Source organism: Rhizobium sp. SG_E_25_P2 (assembly GCF_029892285.1).
Taxonomy (GTDB): Bacteria; Pseudomonadota; Alphaproteobacteria; order Rhizobiales; family Rhizobiaceae; genus Rhizobium_E.
Map to the genome: position 1 here is coordinate 13,678 of NZ_JARXVM010000022.1, position 18,504 is coordinate 32,181.

Genomic DNA, 18,504 nt, shown 5'->3' on the forward strand with positions numbered 1-18,504 from the left:
CTCGCCCCCGCCGCGCAATCGTCAGAGGAGGCTTTCGAGTTCCGCCAGCTTGTCGTTGACCAGCCAGCCGTAATAATTCTCTTCCGGCAGTATGGGCGCAACGCCCTCGCCGCGCGAGCGGTTCCTGGCGGCGAGCCTTGCGGCCCGTTCGTCGGAATTGCCCACATTATACAGTGTCGCGGTCACGCCTGGATTTTTGGAAATGTCCATTTTTGCAATTCGCCGGTAGTCGTCGATCGACATGCGGATCGAGGCGGCCATATAGGCGAGCGATTTGTCCGGATCCATGATCGCTTCATAGACCGCGTTGGCGTCGTTTTCGTCGAGCTTGGGATAGCCCGAGGTCTTGCTCACCATGTCGGACAGTTCCAGCGCGGTCAGCGGATTGATCTGGCCCAGGCCAAAGGTCTGGCCGGCATAGAAGGGCTGGAAGAACACCGCCGAAAAGCGGTTGTTCGGATAATCGACGCCATCGACCGTCTTGCCGCGGAAGCTTTTTTCCCAGACGCGCTCGCGGCAGGTCCAGAGATCATAGGACCCCTTCTCATCGGCGCAGGCCGAAAATTCGGCGCGGGAGACGAATTCGTCCACCTTGACGCCGTCATAGGCGAAACGAAACGTGTTGCCGGCATAGGCTGCGGCCTTCACATAATAGGACTGCAGCCGATCATAGGCGTCGACATTGTAAGTGTGCTCGCCGACGATGGCGCCGACCATATGGATCGGATCGATGCGATATTCGCGCGCCGTCGCCTTGATCTTGTCCATCAGCTTGCGATCATTGGCCAGCAGATCGCGCACTTTCTCATATTTGTCGTCGAATGTGGTGCGACCGGCCTTGGTGCGGCGCTTGGAAGCGCCGGGAATGTCCGGCTGCTCTGCATTGCGGTTGCCTTTGGGCACCAGCGTCACATCATCGGCATAGGCCGACGCGGCGAAGGTAAAGCTCAAGGCAGTGGTGAGAGAGAGCAGCAACAGGCGCAAGGTCACGGTTCCGCAGTGTGTATGATGGAAATATCACATGCCGATGGCCTGCAATCGTGTCAAAATCAAGTGCCGGGCGCGAGGCCCGGCTCCGATTTCTCCCAACCCCTTGCCAGGCTTCAGAGAATATAACGCGACAAATCGGCGTTCTGGGCCAGTTCGCCAACATGCTTCTGCACATAGGCCGAATCCACGGTGAGCTCGCGATTCGGCTGATCCGGCGCTTCGAACGACAATTCGTCCAACACTCGCTCCATCACCGTCTGCAGGCGGCGCGCGCCGATATTCTCGACGGTGGAGTTGAGCTGTACGGCAACGTCGGCCAGCGCGTCGAGGGCGTCTTCGGTGAAATTGAGCGTCACCTCTTCGGTGGCCATCAGCGCGATATACTGGCGGATGAGGCTGGCTTCGGTCTCCGTCAGGATCCGGCGGAAGTCTTCCTTGGTCAGCGCCTTGAGTTCAACGCGGATCGGCAGACGGCCCTGAAGCTCCGGCAGGAGATCCGACGGCTTGGAAACATGAAAGGCGCCCGAGGCGATGAACAGCACATGGTCGGTTTTGACCGGCCCATATTTGGTCGCCACCGTTGTCCCTTCCACCAGCGGCAAGAGATCGCGCTGCACGCCTTCGCGGGATACGCCCGCGCCGACGCCGCCGTCACGGGCAGCGATCTTGTCGATTTCGTCGAGGAAGACGATGCCGTCGTTTTCCACCGCCTTCACCGCTTCCCGCGCGATCTGGTCATTGTCGAGCAGTTTGTCGGATTCGTCGGCGACCAGCAGGTCGTAGGAGTCCTTGACAGTCGTCTTGACCTTCTTGGAGCGGCTGCCCATCGCTTTGCCGAGTATGTCGGAAAGATTGAACACGCCGACATTGGCGCCCGGCATGCCCGGCATTTCGAGCGTCGGGCCGGAGGATGAGGCGTCTGCAACCTCGACCTCGATTTCCTTGTCGTCGAGTTCGTTGTTGCGCAGCTTCTTGCGGAAGGAATCACGTGTGCCGGGCGAGGCGGTTGCGCCGACCAATGCGTCGAGCACCCGCTCCTCGGCATTCTGATGCGCCTTGGCCTTGACCTCGGCGCGCTTCTTTTCGCGCACCAGACCGATGCCGACTTCGACGAGATCGCGGATGATCTGTTCGACATCGCGGCCGACATAGCCGACTTCGGTGAATTTGGTCGCTTCGACCTTGATGAAGGGCGCGCCGGCGAGCTTGGCGAGGCGACGGGAGATCTCCGTCTTGCCGACGCCGGTCGGGCCGATCATCAGAATGTTCTTGGGCATGACCTCGTCGCGCAGATCATCCGACAGTTGCTGGCGGCGCCAGCGATTGCGCAGCGCGATTGCGACCGCGCGCTTGGCCTCTTTCTGGCCGATGATGTAGCGGTCCAGTTCGGAGACGATTTCCCTGGGGGTGAATGTCGTCATTGTCTTTCCGTTTCCTGTTGGGCGTCGAGATGCATCAGAAGCACCACGCCATATTCTGTGTCTCTCTGGTCGAGCCGCGAGAAGCCGGCCTTTTCATACATGCGGATGGCGCCCGCGTTTTCCGCGTCAGGGTCGGCGATGATACGGCGCGCGCCATTCGTGAACAGCATCTGGCAGAAGGCCCGCGTCATCGCCGTGCCATGGCCAAGGCCTGTCAGCTCGGAAGCGCCGATGAACTGGTCGATCCCGAAGGTTCCCATCGGCTGGTCGGCATAGGGATGGCCGTAGTCCTCATGAGGATCGTAAGCCTGGAAGTATCCGGCCGGACGCCCCAGAAACTCGCCGATATAGGGCCTGACCAATCCGAGATCGAGAATCTCGGAAATCTCCTCCAGCGCCGTCGCCGCCTCGCCCCACCACTGGCTGACATGCGGAGCCAGCAGCCAGCCGCCGACCAGCGCGAGATCGGCGCGTTCCATTGGGCGGAAGCGATAGACCTTGTCAGGCGGCTTCAAGGGTTTCCACCACGAAATTGTGGTTGGTGTAGACGCAGATGTCGCCGGCGATGGTCATGGCGCGGCGGGCGACCTCTTCGGCCGAATGTTCGCTATCCATCAACGCCCGCGCCGCCGCATAGGCGTAATTGCCGCCCGAACCGATGGCGATGGTTCCATGTTCCGGCTCCAGCACGTCGCCCTGGCCGGTGACGGCGAGCGTGATCGATTTGTCGGCGACCAGCATCATGGCCTCCAGCCGGCGCAGATATTTGTCGGTGCGCCAGTCCTTGGCGAGTTCGACACAGGCGCGCATCAGCTGGCCCGGATACTGCTCTAGCTTGGCTTCAAGCCGTTCAAGCAGGGTGAAGGCGTCGGCTGTGGCGCCGGCGAAGCCCGCGATGACCTCGCCCTTGGCAAGGCGGCGCACCTTGCGGGCGTTGCTCTTCATCACGGTCTGGCCCAGCGAGACCTGGCCGTCGCCCGCCATGACCACCTGGCCGCCCTTGCGAACGGTGATGATGGTGGTGGCGTGCATGGACTGATAGGGATTGTCTTCACGCATAACTGTCTCTTGTTCTTCTTCTCTCCGGCGCGAATTTGCGCCGCTTGTCCGGCTTTATGTAATCGAGAGGCTTTGAAATACAATCCCGGCGGGTCGGGCGGTCGCCAAGGGCGTTATCGGCTGGATTCTTGGCCAGCGGACTGTTATGGAGCCGGCAAGGCAAACGGGTGGCGGCGAGTAGAACCATGTCCCAGCAACAATCCCAACGCATCGGCAGCGTGTCGCGCAAGACCAACGAGACCTCGGTCTCCGTCTCGGTCAATCTCGATGGAACCGGCGCCAACACGATTTCCACCGGCGTCGGCTTTTTCGACCATATGCTCGACCAGTTGTCGCGCCATTCGCTGATCGACATGGAGATCGAGACCAAAGGCGATCTGCATGTGGACGACCACCATGCGGTCGAGGATACCGGCATCGCCATCGGGCTGGCCATTTCCAAGGCGCTGGGCGATCGTCGCGGCATCACCCGCTACGCCTCGCTCGATCTCGCCATGGACGAGACGATGACCAAGGCCGCCATCGACGTGTCGGGGCGTCCCTTCCTGGTCTGGAACGTCGCCTTCAGCGCGCCGAAGATCGGAACCTTCGACACCGAACTGGTGCGCGAATTCTTCCAGGCGCTGGCCATGAATGCCGGCATCACCCTGCATATCCAGAATATCTACGGCGCCAACAACCATCATATCGCCGAGACCTGCTTCAAATCCGTCGCCCGCACGCTCCGGACGGCGCTCGAAATCGATCCGCGCCAGGCGGGACGCATTCCCTCCACCAAGGGCGCTCTCTGAGGTTCCATGGCCAGTTTCTACGCCTTGACGCCGAAAACCTGCCGCGACCCGGCAGTGGAGACACTGTTCATCCGCGACGGCTTTTCCTGGGGCGCTTTTTTGTTGCCCCTGCCCTGGATGCTCTATCGCCGGCTCTGGCTTATCGCCGCCCTCTCCGTCGCAGCGCTTTTTGCGGCGGGACTCGCGGCGGAAGAGTTCGAGCTGGAGGGATTGTCGGTCGCTTTCGGGCTGATCCTGTCCCTGTGGACCGGGTTCGAGGGCGGTCATCTCCGCGCCATGCATCTGGAAAAGAAAGGCTGGCGGATCGAGGACGTGATCAACGCCCCTGATCTCGACACCGCCGAAGCCATCTATTTCGAAGCCCGCGCCGACAAGACGCCGGCACAGCCGGCGCCTCGCCCCATGATGCCGACAGCGAAGTCCGACGCGCCCAGACCCAGCGTGGCGCTCGGCCTCATCGAACCCTATGGAGGACGCTGATGCGCGTCGCGATCATCGACTACGGTTCCGGAAATCTCCGCTCGGCGGTGAAAGCCTTTGAGCGCGCTTCACGTGAAACAGGCGTCAACGCCGAGATCGAACTGACCGACAAGGCTGACCGCGTCGCCAGCGCCGACCGCATCGTGCTGCCGGGCGTCGGCGCTTACGCCGATTGCCGCCGCGGCCTCGACGCCGTGCCCGGCATGGTCGACGCCCTGCGCGACAGCGTGGAGACCAAGGGCAAGCCCTTTCTCGGCATCTGCGTCGGCATGCAGCTGATGTCGTCGCGCGGGCTGGAAAAGACGGTCACCGAAGGTCTTGGCTGGATCAAGGGCGACGTCACGCTGATGACACCTGCCGATCCCGCGCTCAAGATCCCGCAGATCGGCTGGAACACGCTGACGCTGCATCGCGACCATGCGCTGTTTGACGGCATCCCCACCGGCGAAGACGGGCTGCACGCCTATTTCGTCCATTCCTATCACTTAGCGGCCGAGCGCGCCGACGACGTCGTGTCGACAACGGATTATGGTGGTCCGATGACCGCCTTCGTCGCCCGCGACAACATGGCCGGCGCGCAGTTCCATCCGGAAAAGAGCCAGACTCTCGGCCTGCGCCTGATCGGAAACTTTTTGAGCTGGAACCCCTGACATGATTCTTTTCCCGGCTATCGATCTCAAGGACGGTCAATGCGTGCGCCTGAAGCTCGGCGACATGGAGCAGGCCACCGTCTATAATCCCGACCCGGCCGCCCAGGCCCGCGCCTTCGAAGACCAGGGATTCGAATGGCTGCATGTGGTCGATCTCAATGGCGCCTTCGCCGGCGAAAGCGTCAATGGCGCAGCCGTCGAGGCGATCCTGAAGGCGACGAAGAATCCGGTGCAGCTCGGCGGCGGCATCCGCACGCTCGCCCATATCGAAGCCTGGCTTGCGAAAGGGCTCTCCCGCGTCATCCTCGGCACCATCGCCGTGCGCGATCCGGCGCTGGTCAAGGAAGCCTGCCAGCTCTTTCCCGGCAAGGTCGCCGTCGGCATCGACGCCAAGGGCGGCAAGGTCGCCGTCGAAGGCTGGGCCGAGGCCTCCGAACTCGGCGTGATCGAACTCGCTGAGCGCTTCGAAGGCGCGGGCGTGGCGGCGATCATCTATACCGACATCGACCGCGACGGCATTCTCGCCGGCATCAATTGGGCCTCGACGCTGGAACTGGCCCGCGCCGTCTCCATCCCGGTCATCGCCTCGGGAGGCCTCGCCTCGCTCGACGACATCAGGCGGTTGGCCCTACCGGACGCCGCCATTCTCGAAGGCGCGATCTCCGGCCGGGCGCTTTATGACGGCCGGATCGATCCGGCGGCGGCGCTGGAGATTTTGAGTAAGGCGTAAGGCGACATAAAAAATCCAACGAAACGAATCACTTGCGGGGGCTTGAGTTACCACATTGATTCGTCAGTGGATTTTCTCCCAAACAAGTTCTATATATAAGGACATGGATTGGGGGTTCCCGGTCGGCGTCTGGCCTCGGCATTGTCCGGGGCCTTTCGTTTTCATATCTCGGACAGCACGCCGCTTCTCAATCGCCTGACGTCCTTGTGCTTGTGAATTTTATCTCGAATGGTGTCGAAAGACCGATTTGGCTGAAAGGGGCGCAAATAGTGCATTCCTATCGGTCGTGCGGTTAAATCAGCGAGTTGCATTCCTGTCGAATTCGATTTCTTATTTGCAAATCTAATTTGAAATCCGGGAAGCGCTCACGCAGCGCCCTATCCGACAAGAGAACGAAATCACCTGTCTGCTTGCGGATTTCTCGCTCATGCAGGACGACCATATCGTGCCCGAAATACCGGAACTTCAACTGCTGGAAGGCCGGCACAACCTTTCGGCAATAGTCGGGAATTCGAAACCCACATATGGAAAGCACGAAAATCGGGAAACCCCGATCAACCGTCGTCAGCGAATGGTCGCCGCTTTCATCCGCATAAAAAATATACTCGCCATTTTCCATTCGAGTGCGTATGAACCCCTCAGCTAGCGCAACCATATGAGGATGTCGGGTGACTCTCAAGGCTCGTGTCATTCCCTGTCTCGACGTCAAGGACGGCCGTGTCGTCAAGGGCGTGTCCTTTGTCGATCTCATCGACGCCGGCGATCCGGTCGAGGCGGCGATCGCCTATGACGCGGCGGGCGCCGACGAACTCTGCTTCCTCGACATCACCGCCTCTTCGGACAATCGCGATACGATTTTCGACGTGGTGGCGCGCACCTCCGATCACTGCTTCATGCCGGTAACGGTGGGCGGCGGCGTCCGCGCGCTCTCCGACATCCGCAAGCTGCTGCTTTGCGGCGCTGACAAGGTGTCGATCAATTCGGCGGCGGTGAAGACGCCCGACTTCGTGGCTGAGGCCGCCGACAAATTTGGCGAGCAGTGCATCGTCGTCTCGCTCGATTGCAAGAAGGTCTCCGGCGAAGGCGAGGCCGACCGCTGGGAAATTTTCACCCATGGCGGCCGCAACCCGACCGGCATCGACGCGCTGGAATTCGCCACCGCCATGGTCAAGCGCGGCGCCGGCGAATTGCTGGTGACCTCGATGGACCAGGACGGCCGCAAGACCGGCTATGACATCGCGCTGACCCGCGCCATTGCCGATAGCGTGCATGTGCCGGTGATCGCGTCTGGCGGGGTCGGCACGCTCGATCATCTGGTCGAAGGGGTGCGCGACGGGCATGCCACCGCCGTGCTGGCCGCCTCGATCTTTCATTTCGGCACCTATACGGTCGGCGAAGCCAAGCGTTACATGGCCGAACGCGGCGTGCCGATGCGGCTCGATCGCGCCTGACGGGGGACTCCTCATGAGCAACTTCACGCTGTCGGATCTCGAAGCCATCGTGGCGCGCCGGGCGCTTGCCGCGCCCGAGGAATCCTGGACCGCCAAACTGTTCGCCGCCGGCCAGAACAAGGCCGCCAAGAAGCTGGGCGAAGAGGCGGTGGAAGCGGTGATCGCAGCGATCTCAGGCGACCGAAAAAACCTCACCGATGAGGCCGCCGATCTGCTGTACCACCTGCTGGTGGTGCTGAAGATCGCCGATATTCCGCTTTCGGCGGTGATGGCGGTGCTGGAAGCCCGCACCGGCCAATCCGGCCTCACGGAAAAAGCGAGCCGGCCTGCATGAGCCCGGCGGAGAAGCAGGCGCTCGCCGCGCTCGACCATATGGCTGACGACGCCTACTCGCCCTATCGCTTCTTTACGGCCGAGGAATGGTCGCGTTTCCGCGCCGCCACGCCGCTGACGCTGACCGAGGACGAAGTGGCGCGGCTGCGATCGCTCAACGACCCGATCGATCTCGACGAAGTCCGGCGGATTTACCTCTCGCTGTCGCGGCTTTTGTCGGCGCATGTTGAATCCTCGCAAATGCTGTTTGCCCAGCGCAAGCGCTTCCTCAATCTGGCCGGCGACCAGAAGACGCCGTTTATCATCGGCGTCGCAGGCTCAGTGGCGGTGGGCAAATCCACCACCGCCCGCATTCTGAAAGAGCTGTTGTCGCGCTGGCCCTCCAGCCCCAAGGTCGATCTCGTCACCACCGACGGCTTTCTTTATCCCAATGCGCGGCTCCAGAAGGACAAGCTGATGGAGCGCAAGGGATTTCCGGAAAGCTACGACATGCCGGCGCTGCTGAAATTCCTTTCGGCGATCAAGGCGGGTATGAGCCATGTGCCGGCGCCGCTCTATTCGCATCTGACCTATGACGTGCTGGCTGACCAGCATCAGGATATCGACCGGCCCGACATCCTGATCTTCGAGGGCATCAATGTGCTGCAATCGCGCGACCTGCCCGCCGATGGACGGATCGTGCCGATGGTGTCGGATTTCTTCGACTTCTCGATCTATATCGACGCCCAGGAAGACATGATCCATCGCTGGTATGTGAACCGCTTCATGCGGCTGCGCGAGACTGCCTTCCGCAATCCCTCCTCCTTCTTCCACCGCTACGCGACGATCTCGGAAGAAGCGGCGCTGGAGATCGCCGAGGGTCTCTGGGCCAATATCAATCTCAAGAATTTGCGGCAGAACATTCTGCCGACCCGTCCCAGGGCGGATCTCATCCTGCAGAAGGGCGAGAATCACCTGGTGGAGAAAGTGTCGCTTCGGCGGCTGTGACGTCATTCCCGCCATGGCGTCACGCGCCGCAGGGTGAGATTGATACGGCCCTCTCGTTTCAGAAGCGTTGACGTGCCGCGATAGAGGCGGTCGACGCCATGAAAGGCCAGGCGGCTTTCGCCGCCGATCAGCACGAGATCGCCGCTGTCGAGCCGGAAGGATACGGTGCGATCTTCGCGCCGGAGGCCGCCAACCCTGAAGAGGCAGGCGTCGCCCAGTGAAATCGACAGGACGGGGGCGGCGAGTTCCTGTTCGTCGCGGTCCTGATGCAGGCCCATTTTCGCGTCCGGGCCGTAATAATTGACAAGGCAGGCTTCGGGCGGCCCAGAAAATCCGGACATGTCCCGCCAGAGATCGAGCAGCAGGGCGGGAATGGCGGGCCAGGGACGGCCGGTGACCGGATGAACAGGCTGATAACGATAGCCTCGCTCCTTATCCGTCACCCAGCCGAGCGGACCGCAATTGGTCATGCGCACGCTCATCGGCTTGCCGGTGCGAGGCATTTCGGGGGTGAACAGCGGGGCCTCGGCCACGATCAGCCGGATCGCTTCAACGAGGTCTTCCTGCGCGCTTCGGGACAGAAAGCCGGGAATATGGCGAATGCCTTTTGGCAGAACGAGCATCAGAATCAGTCTCCTCTCGGCCATGATACGCGGCTTGGCGGGAGCGAGGCCACAAGACGCGCCAAAACCCTCCGCCGCGTTATCACGCCCGGAGTTCCGCCTCATTGTCTCGCTTCGCCCATAAGGGCTCGGCCGGGGCGCGAAGAACGCCTCGTTTGTTTAGTTTTAGTATGACGCTCATCGCGCCCCGCATTCGGCGGTTTGTGCTTCGAACTTGACGCTCGTCGCCGCAGGTCGAGCCTGCGGGTAATCCGCCTCTAAAGCGGGCCTTACTGTAACGTCCATTTCGAGACGCCACCCTGGGGGACGCTTTCACGCCAAGTCCCCAGTCTTCGGGGGTCGTCGTTTCTCGAAGCCCCGGAGAAAGAGAGTTCACGTCGTCCCCCTTTCCCCAGCGCCGGCCCCATCTCGCCGCGACGCCTCGCGGTGTAGCCGATGATGGGACGAGATGAGGATAAGCGGCGTGGGATGGTGGGGGATGAAATAAGGGGAAATTTTTTTGCGGGTTGTTTTGGGTGATGATTGACGGCGTGCGCGGCCCCTCATCCGGCTGCCGCCACCTTCTCCCCGCGGCTGCGGGGAGAAGGGCGATGGAGCGCCGGCATTGCCACATCCTCCTTCTCCCCGCAGGCGCGGGGAGAAGGTCCCGGCAGGGGGATGAGGGGCGGAGCAAGACGTCAACCGAATAGGACTCGGCCATCCGCCGTTATCTTCGGCCCTGTGCCGAGGATCGGAACCATCGAGCAAAATCAGAGCGTTGCAGATGCTCGGGACAAGCCCGAGCATGACGGACGAGAGAGTGACGGAGGCAGGATACGGACTGCGAGTTGGGGTCTGTCGGGGACGGCAGGCGTGTATCAATGACACGAAGGTAAAAGCCAATGGCGCAGTCATCGGCGCGCCGATCGGCTATGCGACGGCCTGGATGATGCAGCGCATGGGCAGCGCGCAGGCGTGACAGGCGTCAATCCGAATCGATCTTGCCCCTGCCCTTCTTGACCTCTGAACGGCCGGCCTTGGCCTTGAGACGGCGTTCGATCGAGCCTTTGGTGGGGCGGGTCTTGCGGCGCGGCGGCGGCGGGGGCTGGTTGGCCTCGAGGATCAGCGCCTTGAGACGTTCACGGGCTTCCTCGCGATTGCGGTCCTGCGAGCGATAGGCGTCGACGAAAAGGATGACGTCGCCATCCTTGGTCAGCTTGCGGCCGAAAACACTGCGAGCATTGGCCTTGACCCGATCCGGCAGCGAAGGCGAACTCATCAGATTGAGGCGCAGTTCGACGGCGGTGGCGACCTTGTTAACATTCTGGCCACCCGGACCGGAGGCGAGGACGAAACTTTCCGTCAGCTCCCAGCCGGCGATTACAATCCGGTCATCAATATAAAGCGGTTCGGCGGCCATGGCTGTCAATCTCCTGGCTTCGCTTTGCCACGGGAGGCAGGCCCAGACAAGCAAAACCCGGCGGAGGGGCGCCGCCGGGTTTCACGTGAATCCAAACCGTTGACTATTCAGCGGCGAGACGGATGCCGGGTGCGGCGTCGCGCACGGCGCCGTCGACATGGCTCTCGAACTTGGCGAAATTGGCGACGAACATGTCGACCAGCTTCTGCGCCTGGGCGTCATAGGCCGCGCCATCGATCCAGGTCGAGCGGGGATCGAGGATCTTGGTCGGCACGCCGTCGACCGCAACCGGGACTTCGAAGCCGAAATTGGCGTCGCGACGGAAGATCGCGTCATTGAGCTTGCCCGACAGCGCCGCCGTCAGCAGCGCGCGCGTCGCCTTGATCGGCATGCGCGAGCCCTGGCCATAGGCGCCGCCGGTCCAGCCGGTGTTGACCAGCCAGCAAGTCACGCCGTGACGCGCGATCAGTTCCTTCAGCAGATTGCCGTATTCCGCCGGATGACGCGGCATGAAAGGCGCGCCGAAGCAGGTCGAGAAGGTGGCTTCCGGCTCGGTGACGCCCTTTTCGGTGCCGGCGACCTTGGCGGTGTAGCCAGACAGAAAGTGATACATGGCCTGATCCGGCGTCAGGCGCGCAATCGGCGGCATCACGCCGAAGGCGTCGGCGGTGAGCATGATGATGGTGCGCGGATGATTGCCGAGACCGGTGTCCGACGCATTCGGAATGAAATGCAGCGGATAGGCGCAACGGGTGTTTTCGGTGAGCGAGGCGTCGTTGAAATCCGGCAGGCGGTTTTCATCAAGCGGCACGTTTTCGAGCACAGTGCCGAAACGCTCGGTCGTGGCGTAGATCTCAGGCTCAGCCTCGCGCGACAGGCGGATGGTCTTGGCGTAGCAGCCGCCCTCGAAATTGAAGACGCCGTTTTCGCCCCAGCCATGCTCGTCGTCGCCGATCAGCGTGCGATTGGGATCGGCCGACAGCGTGGTCTTGCCGGTGCCCGACAGGCCGAAGAACACGGCGGTGTCGCCCTCCGGACCCATATTGGCCGAGCAATGCATGGGCATGACGCCCTTTTCCGGCAGCAGGTAGTTGAGCACGGTGAACACCGACTTCTTCATCTCGCCAGCGTAAGAGGTGCCGGCGATCAGCACGAGGCCGTTGGTCAGATCGCAGGCGATCACCGTTTCCGAGCGGCAGCCATGGCGGTCCGGATCGGCCTTGAAATCCGGCAGATCGATGATCGTGAGTTTGGGGACGAAGCTTTCCAAAGCCTCGCGCTCCGGACGGATCAAGAGATTGCGGATGAACAGCGAATGCCAGGCGAGCTGGGTGACAACGCGGGTCGGAAGCGCATTGGCGCTGTCGGCGCCGCCGATCAGATCCTGGACATAGAGCGACTTGCCGGCGGCGAAAGCCAGCATGTCGGCCTTCAACAGTGCGAAATGCTCTGGCGACAGCGGCTTATTGTTGTCCCACCAGATCTTGTCATGGGTGGAGGCGTCGTCAACGACGAACTTGTCCTTGGCGGAGCGGCCGGTGTGCTGGCCAGTGAGCGCCCGGAGCGCGCCGTGGGCGGTGAGCACAGCCTCGCCGTTGCGCAGGGCGTCCTCAACCAGTTCGGGCTCGGAATAGTTATACCGGACGGAAACGAGACCTTCAAAACCGAGGGCGGCGAGGCGATTGTCCGGATTGGTTGTTCCGAGCTCTTGCATGACGATGTCCTTTCCCAGTGAGACAGAGCGTAGATGAGCTGGACATAGACATAAATGTTTTAAATCCACAAGTGGAAATGTTCGAATTAAGCCAATAGGATCAATGCATTAATCGATTTAAAAAATTGTCATACGATTTAAATCGTTTGAATTTTTGCCCTAAATCGGTTCGCAGAAACGCGGGCTACTCCACACCTTCTCGTAGAAAACAGGATGTGAAAAAGCCTTTGCCACAATTTGTTCCACCTTTATACTCATGAGAGGCGAGGCCGCCACAATTGGCGTCTGGAACTGGAGACATTCATGGCGACAATCGCTCTGGTCGACGACGACCGCAACATCCTGACCTCGGTGTCCATCGCGCTCGAAGCCGAAGGCTACAAGGTGGAAACCTATACCGACGGCGCGTCTGCGCTGGACGGGCTGTTGCAGCGCCCGCCGCATCTGGCGATCTTCGACATCAAGATGCCGCGCATGGACGGCATGGAATTGTTGCGCCGGCTGAGGCAGAAATCCGACCTGCCGGTGATCTTCCTCACCTCCAAGGATGACGAAATCGACGAATTGTTCGGGCTCAAGATGGGCGCTGACGATTTCATCACCAAACCGTTTTCGCAGCGGCTGTTGGTTGAGCGCGTCAAGGCGGTGCTGCGCCGCGTGGCGAGCCGGGAAGCCGCAGCGGCCGCCGGCCCGGTCGCCGTGGCCAAACCGGGCGCCGTCCAGACCAAATCGCTCGAACGCGGCCTGCTGTCGATGGACCAGGAGCGCCACACCTGCACCTGGAAAGGCCTGCCGGTCACGCTGACGGTGACGGAGTTCCTCATCCTGCATGCGCTGGCGCTGCGCCCCGGCGTGGTCAAAAGCCGCGACGCGCTGATGGACGCCGCCTATGACGAGCAGGTCTATGTCGACGACCGCACCATCGACAGCCACATCAAGCGGCTGCGCAAGAAGTTCAAGGCGGTCGACGACGATTTCGACATGATCGAAACGCTGTATGGCGTCGGCTACCGCTTCCGCGAATCTGCGGGCGCGTGAACTTGCGGCCATGGCCGAATGCTGGCATAGCGCGGCCGAACGGCACAGCGGCGGGAAGACCAGGCGATGACCGCTGAGGACATCGGCAGCGACAAGACAAGGACGCAGGCGGCGGCGAAGCCTCGGCAGCGCAAGCGGCTGCGCCTGTCCCGCCCATTTGTCTATCTGCGCAAGCTGCTCGGGCATGCGGTCTTCTCCTCGCTGACCCGGCAGATCCTGTTCTTCAATCTCGTGGCGCTGGTGGTGCTGGTAGGGGGCATCCTCTATCTCAACCAGTTCCGCGAAGGACTGATCGACGCCAAGGTCGAGAGCCTGTTGACCCAGGGCGAAATCATCTCGGCGGCGATTTCGGCGTCGGCCCAAGTCGACACCAATTCGATCACCATCGATCCGGAAAAACTGCTCGAACTGCAGGCCGGCCAATCGATCACGCCGGTGCCGAACGACGAAGATCTCGAATTTCCGATCGATCCCGAACGCGTCGCGCCGGTGTTGCGCCGGCTGATCTCGCCCACCCATACGCGGGCGCGCATTTTCGATCCCGACGCCAATCTCATTCTCGATTCGCGCTTTCTCTATTCGCGCGGCCAGGTGCTGCGCTTCGACCTCGCCCCTGTCGAAGGCGAATCGACCGGGCTTTCAGACCGTTTCGCCTCCTGGATCAACCGGCTGCTGCAGCCGTCCAACCTGCCTGTCTATAAAGAGAGCCCCGGCGGCGACGGCATGATCTATCCCGAAGTCAAGAACGCGCTGACCGGCGTGCGCGGCGCGGTGGTGCGGGTGACCGAAAAGGGCGAGTTGATCGTGTCCGTTGCGGTGCCAGTGCAGCGGTTTCGCGCCGTGGTCGGCGTGCTGCTTCTCTCCACCCAGGCCGGAGATATCGACCAGATCGTCCATAGCGAGCGCCTCGCCATCATGCGGGTGTTCGGCGTGGCGACCATGGTCAATGTCATCCTGTCGCTGCTTCTGTCCTCCACCATCGCCAATCCTCTCAGGCGGCTGTCGGCGGCGGCGATCCGTGTCCGGCGCGGGGTGAAATCGCGCGAGGAGATTCCGGACTTCTCCTTCCGGCAGGACGAGATCGGCAATCTCTCGGCGGCGATCCGCGACATGACCAATTCGCTCTATGACCGCATCGCCGCGATCGAAAGCTTCGCCGCCGATGTCAGCCATGAGCTCAAGAATCCGCTGACCTCGCTCAGAAGCGCGGTGGAGACGCTGCCGCTCGCCAAGAGCGACGACTCCAAGAAGCGGCTGATGGACGTCATCCAGCATGATGTCCGCCGCCTCGACCGGCTGATCTCGGATATTTCCGACGCTTCTCGGCTGGACGCCGAACTGGCCCGCGCCGATTCCAAGCCGGTGGATCTCGTCAAGCTGCTCGAAAGCCTGGTGGATGTGTCCCGGCAGGTGCGCGCCCGCGGCAAGCAGGTGGAGATCGCGCTTGATGTGGATCTCAAAAGCGCCGGCAAGGGCAAGTTCAGCGTTACCGGCCATGAATTGCGGCTGGGCCAGATCATCAGCAATCTCATTGAGAACGCCCGCTCCTTCGTGCCCGACAAAGGCGGCCGCATCGGCGTCAAGATGCGCAAGGCCGGCGGCGTATGCGTGATTCTGGTGGAGGACAACGGCCCCGGCATCGAGGCGGAGAATATCGACCGCATCTTCGAACGCTTCTACACCGATCGTCCGGGCGCGGAAGCCTTCGGGCAGAATTCCGGCCTGGGCCTGTCGATCAGCCGCCAGATCGCCGAGGCGCATGGCGGCTCGCTGACGGCCGAGAATATTCTCGACGGCGACGGTAACAGGATCGGAGCGCGCTTCATCCTAACACTGCCGGAAAAAGGCCCATCATGAGCGGCGAACTCGTCCACGCCACATCGCTGGTGGTCGGGTCGACCGGCATTTTGATCATCGGCCCTTCAGGGTCCGGCAAGAGCGCTCTGGCGCTTCGGTTGATCGACGGCGCCCTGCTCAGAGGCCGGTTTGCGCGCCTGGTCAGCGACGACCAGACACGCATCGAGGCGGTTCACGGACGATTGATCGCAAGTGGCCCGAGCGTGATCCGCGGCCTGATCGAATCGCGGGGCGCGGGCGTCCTGAGGATGGACGCTCTCGACGCGGCGGTGATGGACATCGCGCTCAACCCGGTGACGGTGAACGCAGAAAACCGGATTCCGGAGGAGAACCGCCGCTGGACAAGCTCGGGCGGGGCGTCGCTGCCGCTGTTTTCGCTCGATCGGACACTGGCCGATCCGTTCGGAGTGCTGATGCGTCTGTTCGAGACAACAGACCCGGCTCGGGACAGGGCTTCGGCGTGTGATTGTCTCAAATCGTAATTTGGGGCTTGAACTTCCGGCTTTCCTTGCCATGATGGCGCGCTGACGGTGGACGGGCGCGGGATTATTCGGTAACAGCACCGCCCTACGATCCACGATTAGGAGCTGTACCGAGTATGATCGGACTGGTGCTTGTGACGCATGGCCGCTTGGCGGAAGAATTCCGCTCAGCGCTGGAGCATGTGGTCGGCCCCCAAAAAGCCCTCGCAACGATCTGTATTGGCCCCGATGACGACATGGATCTGCGGCGGCAGGACATCATGGACGCCGTCGCCGACAATGACGACGGCCATGGCGTCATCATCCTCACCGACATGTTCGGCGGCACGCCGTCCAATCTCTCGATCTCGGCCATGGCGCGCGGCAACACCGAAGTGATCGCCGGCATGAACCTGCCGATGCTGATCAAGCTCGCCGGCGTGCGCGCCGAAAACAACATGCAGAAGGCGCTGGTGGAAGCATCCGACGCCGGACGAAAATACATCTATGTCGCCAGCCGCGTGCTGAACGGTAAATAAGAGCGGTCTGGGGGGAGAATGCTCGAACGCGAAATCCTGATCATCAATAAACGCGGCCTGCATGCGCGCGCCTCGGCCAAATTCGTGCAGACCGTCGAAGGTTTCGACGCCGAGATCCGCGTCAGCAAGGATGGCATGACCGTCGGCGGAACCTCGATCATGGGCCTGATGATGCTGGCGGCCGGACCTGGCTCCACCATTCATGTGGCGGCCAGCGGCGCGCAGGCGGATGAGGCGCTGGCCACGATCGAAGCGCTGATCGCCGACAAATTCGGCGAAGAGATGTGACGAAGTGGTAACCACCGCTTCATAAACATATAAAGATTTGTTTATGTCATTCTTGCCTTGCGCGGCCGCGGGTGCTACACCACGCGCCATGCAATCCTGGGCGCGCGCCGCGCGACCCGGCCGCCAGAGCGCGGCATGTCCCTCATTCATCTGGAGACGCACAGAATGACCGCCAAGCAAGACTATCTGGTCGCCGATTACGGGCTCGCCGATTTCGGCCGCAAGGAAATCTCGATCGCCGAAACCGAAATGCCCGGCCTGATGGCCGCCCGCGCCGAATATGGCGAGAGCAAGCCTCTGAAGGGCGCCCGCATCAGCGGCTCGCTGCATATGACGATCCAGACCGCCGTGCTGATCGAAACGCTGGTGGCGCTCGGCGCCGATGTCCGCTGGGCGTCATGCAACATTTTCTCGACCCAGGACCATGCCGCCGCCGCGATCGCAGCGGCCGGCATTCCGGTCTTCGCCGTCAAGGGCGAGACGCTTGAGGAATACTGGACCTATACCGACCAGATCTTCCAGTGGACCGATGGCGGCCTGTCCAACATGATCCTGGACGACGGCGGCGACGCCACCATGTATATCCTGCTCGGCGCCCGCGCCGAAGCCGGCGAGGACGTGCTGTCCATGCCCGGCTCCGAGGAAGAAGAAATCCTGTTCGCGCAGATCAAGAAGCGCCTGGCCGCCTCGCCGGGCTGGTTCACCAAGCAGCGCGACGCCATCAAGGGCGTGACGGAAGAGACCACCACCGGCGTGCATCGCCTGTACCAGTTGGCTGAAAAGGGCCTGCTGCCCTTCCCGGCGATCAATGTGAACGATTCCGTCACCAAGTCGAAGTTCGACAACAAATATGGCTGCAAGGAATCGCTGGTCGACGGCATTCGCCGCGGCACCGACGTGATGATGGCCGGCAAAGTGGCCGTGGTCTGCGGCTATGGCGATGTCGGCAAGGGCTCTGCGGCCTCGCTCTCCGGCGCCGGCGCCCGCGTCAAGGTCACAGAAATCGATCCGATCTGCGCACTGCAGGCGGCGATGGACGGCTTTGAAGTCGTGAAACTCGAAGACGTCGTCTCCTCGGCGGACATCTTCATCACCGCGACCGGCAACAAGGACGTCATCCGCATCGAGCATATGCGCGAAATGAAGGACATGGCCATCGTCGGCAATATCGGCCATTTCGACAATGAAATTCAGGTGGCTGCGCTGCGCAACCTGCGCTGGACCAACATCAAGCCGCAGGTCGACATGGTCGAGTTCCCCAAGGGCAACCGCATGATCCTGCTGTCGGAAGGCCGCCTGCTCAATCTCGGCAACGCCACCGGCCATCCCTCCTTCGTAATGAGCGCCTCGTTCACCAACCAGGTTCTCGGCCAGATCGAACTGTTCAACAACAAGGGCCAGTACGAAAACCAGGTCTATGTGTTGCCGAAACACCTGGACGAGAAGGTCGCCCGTTTGCACCTCGACAAGCTCGGCGTAAGGCTCACGGAGCTTTCCGACGAGCAGGCAGGCTATATCAGCGTCGAAAAGACCGGTCCGTTCAAGGCCGAACACTACCGCTATTGATAAGACGCCGTTAACCACACAAGATGTTGAAGCCGCGCGGTTAAAAAGCCGCGCGGCTTCTTTTTTGGTCAAATCTATTTGCGAGGAAACTGCAAGATTGTATTGTTTTTGAACATGATTCGAATGT

At 61.7% G+C, this 18,504-nt stretch carries 22 protein-coding genes; 14 read left to right on the forward strand and 8 right to left on the reverse strand.

The window, feature by feature from the left end; translation table 11 throughout:
* Positions 1–21 precede the first annotated feature (21 nt).
* From M2360_RS23485 to hslV, 4 genes are all read right to left on the reverse strand, one after another.
* A complete protein-coding gene (locus M2360_RS23485; protein ID WP_280777895.1) occupies positions 22–951 on the reverse strand; it encodes a DUF1402 family protein in 930 nt (309 codons plus the stop codon).
* A 152-nt stretch (positions 952–1,103) separates the two neighbouring features.
* Positions 1,104–2,411: an ATP-dependent protease ATPase subunit HslU gene (gene hslU / locus M2360_RS23490; RefSeq protein ID WP_280777819.1), complete on the reverse strand. Its 1,308-nt coding sequence runs from the start codon at positions 2,409–2,411 to the stop codon at positions 1,104–1,106.
* On the reverse strand, positions 2,408–2,926 hold the full coding sequence (locus M2360_RS23495; protein WP_280777820.1) for a GNAT family N-acetyltransferase: 519 nt from the start codon (positions 2,924–2,926) through the stop codon (positions 2,408–2,410). Before M2360_RS23495 ends, hslU begins: the two co-directional genes overlap by 4 nt.
* The gene (gene hslV / locus M2360_RS23500) at positions 2,913–3,470 is read right to left on the reverse strand and encodes an ATP-dependent protease subunit HslV (RefSeq protein WP_280777821.1); all 558 of its coding nucleotides are present in this window, start codon (positions 3,468–3,470) and stop codon (positions 2,913–2,915) included. The genes M2360_RS23495 and hslV overlap by 14 nt, the downstream gene beginning before the upstream one ends.
* 185 nt (positions 3,471–3,655) lie before the next feature.
* On the opposite strand from hslV, the gene hisB reads away from it, so the two are divergent.
* The 4 genes from hisB to hisA are packed head-to-tail and all read left to right on the forward strand — an operon-like array spanning position 3,656 to position 6,121.
* On the forward strand, positions 3,656–4,261 hold the full coding sequence (gene hisB / locus M2360_RS23505) for an imidazoleglycerol-phosphate dehydratase HisB (RefSeq protein WP_280777822.1): 606 nt from the start codon (positions 3,656–3,658) through the stop codon (positions 4,259–4,261).
* A gap of 6 nt (positions 4,262–4,267) precedes the next feature.
* On the forward strand, positions 4,268–4,741 hold the full coding sequence (locus M2360_RS23510) for a DUF2628 domain-containing protein (RefSeq protein ID WP_280777823.1): 474 nt from the start codon (positions 4,268–4,270) through the stop codon (positions 4,739–4,741).
* Positions 4,741–5,391: an imidazole glycerol phosphate synthase subunit HisH gene (gene hisH / locus M2360_RS23515; RefSeq protein WP_280777824.1), complete on the forward strand. Its 651-nt coding sequence runs from the start codon at positions 4,741–4,743 to the stop codon at positions 5,389–5,391. Before M2360_RS23510 ends, hisH begins: the two co-directional genes overlap by 1 nt.
* Before the next feature lies 1 nt (position 5,392).
* Complete coding sequence (hisA, locus tag M2360_RS23520; RefSeq protein WP_280777825.1) at positions 5,393–6,121, forward strand: 1-(5-phosphoribosyl)-5-[(5-phosphoribosylamino)methylideneamino]imidazole-4-carboxamide isomerase; 729 nt, start codon at positions 5,393–5,395, stop codon at positions 6,119–6,121.
* 292 nt (positions 6,122–6,413) lie between these two features.
* On the opposite strand, the gene M2360_RS23525 is transcribed toward hisA, so the two are convergent.
* Positions 6,414–6,740 (reverse strand): DUF3800 domain-containing protein, encoded by a 327-nt coding sequence (locus tag M2360_RS23525; protein ID WP_280777826.1) that lies wholly within the window; start codon positions 6,738–6,740, stop codon positions 6,414–6,416.
* A 49-nt stretch (positions 6,741–6,789) separates the two neighbouring features.
* Between M2360_RS23525 and hisF the strand changes: the two genes are divergently transcribed.
* From hisF to coaA, 3 genes are read left to right on the forward strand one after another with little or no spacing between them, the layout of a single operon-like run.
* Positions 6,790–7,572, forward strand: a complete 783-nt coding sequence (gene hisF / locus M2360_RS23530; protein WP_280777827.1) for an imidazole glycerol phosphate synthase subunit HisF — start codon at positions 6,790–6,792, stop codon at positions 7,570–7,572.
* Positions 7,573–7,585: 13 nt separating this feature from the next.
* Positions 7,586–7,906, forward strand: a complete 321-nt coding sequence (locus M2360_RS23535; RefSeq protein ID WP_280777828.1) for a phosphoribosyl-ATP diphosphatase — start codon at positions 7,586–7,588, stop codon at positions 7,904–7,906.
* Positions 7,903–8,892, forward strand: coding sequence for a type I pantothenate kinase (gene coaA / locus M2360_RS23540; protein WP_280777829.1), 990 nt, complete (start codon positions 7,903–7,905; stop codon positions 8,890–8,892). Before M2360_RS23535 ends, coaA begins: the two co-directional genes overlap by 4 nt.
* A gap of 2 nt (positions 8,893–8,894) precedes the next feature.
* Here the strand turns inward: coaA and M2360_RS23545 are convergent, their stop codons facing one another.
* The gene (locus tag M2360_RS23545; protein ID WP_280777830.1) at positions 8,895–9,515 is read right to left on the reverse strand and encodes an alpha-ketoglutarate-dependent dioxygenase AlkB; all 621 of its coding nucleotides are present in this window, start codon (positions 9,513–9,515) and stop codon (positions 8,895–8,897) included.
* 784 nt (positions 9,516–10,299) lie between these two features.
* Here M2360_RS23545 and M2360_RS23550 point away from each other — a divergent pair.
* Complete coding sequence (locus M2360_RS23550; protein ID WP_280777831.1) at positions 10,300–10,473, forward strand: hypothetical protein; 174 nt, start codon at positions 10,300–10,302, stop codon at positions 10,471–10,473.
* Positions 10,474–10,479: 6 nt separating this feature from the next.
* Here the strand turns inward: M2360_RS23550 and arfB are convergent, their stop codons facing one another.
* A complete protein-coding gene (gene arfB / locus M2360_RS23555) occupies positions 10,480–10,914 on the reverse strand; it encodes an alternative ribosome rescue aminoacyl-tRNA hydrolase ArfB (protein ID WP_280777832.1) in 435 nt (144 codons plus the stop codon).
* Positions 10,915–11,017: 103 nt separating this feature from the next.
* Positions 11,018–12,628 (reverse strand): phosphoenolpyruvate carboxykinase, encoded by a 1,611-nt coding sequence (locus M2360_RS23560; RefSeq protein ID WP_280777833.1) that lies wholly within the window; start codon positions 12,626–12,628, stop codon positions 11,018–11,020.
* A 303-nt stretch (positions 12,629–12,931) separates the two neighbouring features.
* Between M2360_RS23560 and M2360_RS23565 the strand changes: the two genes are divergently transcribed.
* The 6 genes from M2360_RS23565 to ahcY all read left to right on the forward strand — a co-directional run bounded on the left by M2360_RS23565 (position 12,932) and on the right by ahcY (position 18,377).
* A complete protein-coding gene (locus tag M2360_RS23565) occupies positions 12,932–13,666 on the forward strand; it encodes a response regulator transcription factor (protein WP_280777834.1) in 735 nt (244 codons plus the stop codon).
* Between the two features lie 66 nt (positions 13,667–13,732).
* Complete coding sequence (locus M2360_RS23570; RefSeq protein WP_280777835.1) at positions 13,733–15,523, forward strand: sensor histidine kinase; 1,791 nt, start codon at positions 13,733–13,735, stop codon at positions 15,521–15,523.
* Positions 15,520–16,005, forward strand: a complete 486-nt coding sequence (locus tag M2360_RS23575; protein WP_280777836.1) for an HPr kinase/phosphorylase — start codon at positions 15,520–15,522, stop codon at positions 16,003–16,005. Before M2360_RS23570 ends, M2360_RS23575 begins: the two co-directional genes overlap by 4 nt.
* 116 nt (positions 16,006–16,121) lie before the next feature.
* Entirely contained in the window at positions 16,122–16,523 is a 402-nt protein-coding gene (locus M2360_RS23580; protein ID WP_280777837.1) for a PTS sugar transporter subunit IIA, read from the forward strand.
* An 18-nt stretch (positions 16,524–16,541) separates the two neighbouring features.
* The gene (locus tag M2360_RS23585; protein ID WP_280777838.1) at positions 16,542–16,811 is read left to right on the forward strand and encodes an HPr family phosphocarrier protein; all 270 of its coding nucleotides are present in this window, start codon (positions 16,542–16,544) and stop codon (positions 16,809–16,811) included.
* Between the two features lie 165 nt (positions 16,812–16,976).
* Complete coding sequence (ahcY, locus tag M2360_RS23590) at positions 16,977–18,377, forward strand: adenosylhomocysteinase (protein ID WP_280777839.1); 1,401 nt, start codon at positions 16,977–16,979, stop codon at positions 18,375–18,377.
* Positions 18,378–18,504: the final 127 nt, after the last annotated feature.

Excerpts from the sequence above, each read along its gene's own strand:
- M2360_RS23585 (WP_280777838.1), top strand. The coding sequence starts at position 16,542 with ATGCTCGAACGCGAAATCCTGATCATCAATAAACGCGGCCTGCATGCG.
- hisA (WP_280777825.1), top strand. The coding sequence starts at position 5,393 with ATGATTCTTTTCCCGGCTATCGATCTCAAGGACGGTCAATGCGTGCGC.
- hisH (WP_280777824.1), top strand. The coding sequence starts at position 4,741 with ATGCGCGTCGCGATCATCGACTACGGTTCCGGAAATCTCCGCTCGGCG.
- arfB (WP_280777832.1), bottom strand. The coding sequence starts at position 10,914 with ATGGCCGCCGAACCGCTTTATATTGATGACCGGATTGTAATCGCCGGC.
- M2360_RS23560 (WP_280777833.1), bottom strand. The coding sequence starts at position 12,628 with ATGCAAGAGCTCGGAACAACCAATCCGGACAATCGCCTCGCCGCCCTC.
- coaA (WP_280777829.1), top strand. The coding sequence starts at position 7,903 with ATGAGCCCGGCGGAGAAGCAGGCGCTCGCCGCGCTCGACCATATGGCT.
- hslV (WP_280777821.1), bottom strand. The coding sequence starts at position 3,470 with ATGCGTGAAGACAATCCCTATCAGTCCATGCACGCCACCACCATCATC.
- M2360_RS23525 (WP_280777826.1), bottom strand. The coding sequence starts at position 6,740 with ATGGAAAATGGCGAGTATATTTTTTATGCGGATGAAAGCGGCGACCAT.
- M2360_RS23535 (WP_280777828.1), top strand. The coding sequence starts at position 7,586 with ATGAGCAACTTCACGCTGTCGGATCTCGAAGCCATCGTGGCGCGCCGG.
- M2360_RS23550 (WP_280777831.1), top strand. The coding sequence starts at position 10,300 with ATGACGGACGAGAGAGTGACGGAGGCAGGATACGGACTGCGAGTTGGG.
- ahcY (WP_280777839.1), top strand. The coding sequence starts at position 16,977 with ATGACCGCCAAGCAAGACTATCTGGTCGCCGATTACGGGCTCGCCGAT.
- M2360_RS23545 (WP_280777830.1), bottom strand. The coding sequence starts at position 9,515 with ATGCTCGTTCTGCCAAAAGGCATTCGCCATATTCCCGGCTTTCTGTCC.
- M2360_RS23580 (WP_280777837.1), top strand. The coding sequence starts at position 16,122 with ATGATCGGACTGGTGCTTGTGACGCATGGCCGCTTGGCGGAAGAATTC.
- hslU (WP_280777819.1), bottom strand. The coding sequence starts at position 2,411 with ATGACGACATTCACCCCCAGGGAAATCGTCTCCGAACTGGACCGCTAC.
- M2360_RS23575 (WP_280777836.1), top strand. The coding sequence starts at position 15,520 with ATGAGCGGCGAACTCGTCCACGCCACATCGCTGGTGGTCGGGTCGACC.
- M2360_RS23565 (WP_280777834.1), top strand. The coding sequence starts at position 12,932 with ATGGCGACAATCGCTCTGGTCGACGACGACCGCAACATCCTGACCTCG.
- hisB (WP_280777822.1), top strand. The coding sequence starts at position 3,656 with ATGTCCCAGCAACAATCCCAACGCATCGGCAGCGTGTCGCGCAAGACC.
- M2360_RS23570 (WP_280777835.1), top strand. The coding sequence starts at position 13,733 with ATGACCGCTGAGGACATCGGCAGCGACAAGACAAGGACGCAGGCGGCG.
- M2360_RS23510 (WP_280777823.1), top strand. The coding sequence starts at position 4,268 with ATGGCCAGTTTCTACGCCTTGACGCCGAAAACCTGCCGCGACCCGGCA.